A 2,922-nucleotide genomic window follows, 5' to 3' on the forward strand; every position below is an offset into this window, starting at 1 on the left:
AGTTTTGGGGGTTTGCCCCTTTTTTAAAAGGGGGCAAGGTCTGAATCTTTAGGCTGACGAATGTCTGCTTTTTTTATTTAAAAAATTCGAGCGCAGCGACAACCATTTCCAGTGCGAAAAATATAATTTTGAGTGTCGAAAATGGTCGAGGTATTAGGAGGAATCCTAACAAGTTGAGGGCGAGCGAAAAGGTGTTTGTCATGACAAACCCGTTGCTTGCCCTCAGGCGTTTGTCCGGACAAACCCGTTGCTTGCCCTCTCTTTAACACTTCATTTTTGCTTGGAGCAAATTATTTTAAGTGGACTAAAAAAACTGCAGCACAAATAAGCCTTCTCTTTCAATTTTTGAAAAGACTTATTGTATCCCAAGATCTTTCAAAATTTGTGCTCGTTGGGCCTCAAATTCTGCTTTTTCTTCAAGTGTAAAAGTTGTTGAAACAACTTCGTTACGGTTCATAAACCAATCTGGTATCGGTTCAGTACGTTTTATATTAGACATAGGTGAAAAAGACGTTTGCGGTATCGTCATATCATTGATTTTATTTGTAATAATGGCATTTAACATCGCTGCTTCATTCTTTACGCCTTTTTTATTTAACAAAATATCGAATGATTGATACATAATCAGTTCTAATTGATTATGAGAAAGCTTTAAATCGTTCTCTGAACGTATCTTCTTCATTTTGCTATAGATAATGCCAGTAAACTGTTTAAACCCGTTTAAAGACCCTCTACGAGCTTTAAACAGCTCTTTGAGTTTTAAATAAAAACTACGATAGGTAGGAGAAGACGCTTCACTTTTTTTAGTAGACGTCTTTATATCTTTTATGGTTTTATTTTTTGTTATATTGTTAGCGTCCGAAATTTCATCTGTATGCCTTGATATAACAGGCTTAGTTGAAGTTTTAGGGTCTGCAAAACACTCTGCAATTTGAGAATCTGTTAAACCAAATATGTCCTTCAATAACTCAGGTGCATTATTTGCTTTTAAATCTACAAAGACATACTTATGCGTACTCTTTAAGTATCCCACTAAGAAACCTAACTCTTTATGCTGCTTAATCGTCTTAACAGCACTGTATACGGTTCTTACACTTGTCTGTGCAAGTTCAGCTAACTTCTCTGCGCCTATTTTAATGACACCACATATTGTCGTTAAATAAGCAATTTCATCAAGAACTCTGATTGATTTGCGTTGGAATAGTTCATCAAGATAGACACCAATTGTCTCTAATGACTTTGATATACTATTCATTCGCTGGATCTTCCTATGTTTACTGGCTCGTTTGCTGCTGTAAGTTAAATAATATTGGACTTTTTCATTTGTCGTTGTATAGGTTGGCATATCAAGCGCTCCTTTAGAGAACGAAAAAAAGCGTTGTATCGTTTTTTTTTAGACGATACAACGCTTTTTTGACTTAATCCTTTAAGATATCTTGTATAATGATTTTTCTTACTTGAAAAATCGCTTAACTTCTCGTAATATCTTAATAGGTATTGAAGTCAGGAAAAGTTGTATCGTGGTCTGTTCACGATTGCAACGAAACAATAGAAGGCGCAAACTTCTATTGTTTCCCTGGCTTTTTTGCTTTTTGCCGTTCATTTTTTATTTAATGTTAGCTCTTATATCAACAAATAATCAATAGTTTTTTGAAAATAAACTGAATTTAGGCGAAATCTTTATACATTTCCATGCAAATAACGTTCCCAAATGCAAGTTTGGTGTCATTCACACAGTCCAGAAAGCGTGTCTTTATAACGCTTTCTGGACTTATTTATTTTTTACGTCTTATACACTTTTTATACATGCAGCAACAAACATTGATAATACAACGTTTCACCAATTTTTCATGCTAAGGTTACATGCATAAAATCCCGTATAATGATGAACGCTAGAAGGAAAAATAGGGGAGTTTACTTGCGATTAATACAACAATCGTTGCATTTGACTTATTACAACAATTGTTGTAATATTAAATAAAGGAGATGACCGCAATGACAGAACGTGTTTATTCAGTTAATGAAACATTTGATGTATTAAAAGCGAATAAGATTACAAGCAATATTGAGTCGGTTCGCAGATGGTTACGACAAGGTGAAATTGAAGGGATTGCGCCAACCTCTCGAAAAGAGGGATGGAAGGTAACGCATGGAGCATTGGAGCGTTTTTTAGCGGAACGTTTACCAGAAACCATTGCGATACCTGAAACGGCTCCAACTAATACAACAATTGATGTATTAGAAACTAATGAAACAAATGTTGTATTAGACGAGGAAGCCATTCGAGCGCAAATGTGGGTTGAAATCACACGTAAAAACATTTGGGAAGGCTATGTCCAAGTGAAAAAATTGTTGCTCAAACAAGCTGCGGAACATCGACACTATTCACTTGAATTAGTCGAGCAAGTATGGGAGCGTTGTGTTGCCAACAGTAGCGCTTATAAGCAACCACGTATTAATTATTTACTAGATGCTTTTAGCTTTGAAGGACAACGGTTGAAACTGGATAACGATTTTGCGAGTAAAGAGGAACAAGTCATCTATGCCATTTTTGAATATGTGAAAAAACATAAATACAACAAATGATGTATAAGAAGTTAACTGGCTAGAAGGAAAAATAAAGGGTAAGTGTCAACGGTAAGCGGACTGGAATGGTTCAGCGGTTTGTGCTGATCCATGAAAGGAGCATTAAGGAGTTGACACGTGCAGCTGATGTACATGCTTGCCATTTCCAAAAGAAATGTTGAGGGGCGCTTTTCCCCTCAACATTTTTTTGGCGTCTAGCGACTAGCGAAAGTTTTGGGGGTTTGCCCCTTTTTTAAAAGGGGGCAAGGTCTGAATCTTTAGGCTGACGAATGTCTGCTTTTTTTATTTAAAAAATTCGAGCGCAGCGACAACCATTTCCAGTGCGAAAAATATAAT

At 36.2% G+C, this 2,922-nt stretch carries 2 protein-coding genes; one reads left to right on the forward strand and one right to left on the reverse strand.

The window, feature by feature from the left end; translation table 11 throughout:
- Positions 1-355 precede the first annotated feature (355 nt).
- Positions 356-1,345 carry a hypothetical protein gene (locus DDE80_RS14080; RefSeq protein WP_108308562.1) on the reverse strand — a complete coding sequence of 330 codons (990 nt, stop codon included), beginning with the start codon at positions 1,343-1,345 and terminating at the stop codon, positions 356-358.
- Between the two features lie 650 nt (positions 1,346-1,995).
- Between DDE80_RS14080 and DDE80_RS14085 the strand changes: the two genes are divergently transcribed.
- Positions 1,996-2,586, forward strand: a complete 591-nt coding sequence (locus DDE80_RS14085; RefSeq protein ID WP_108308564.1) for a hypothetical protein — start codon at positions 1,996-1,998, stop codon at positions 2,584-2,586.
- Positions 2,587-2,922 lie beyond the last annotated feature (336 nt).

Source organism: Metalysinibacillus jejuensis (genome assembly GCF_003057615.1).
GTDB lineage: Bacteria > Bacillota > Bacilli > Bacillales_A > Planococcaceae > Metalysinibacillus > Metalysinibacillus jejuensis.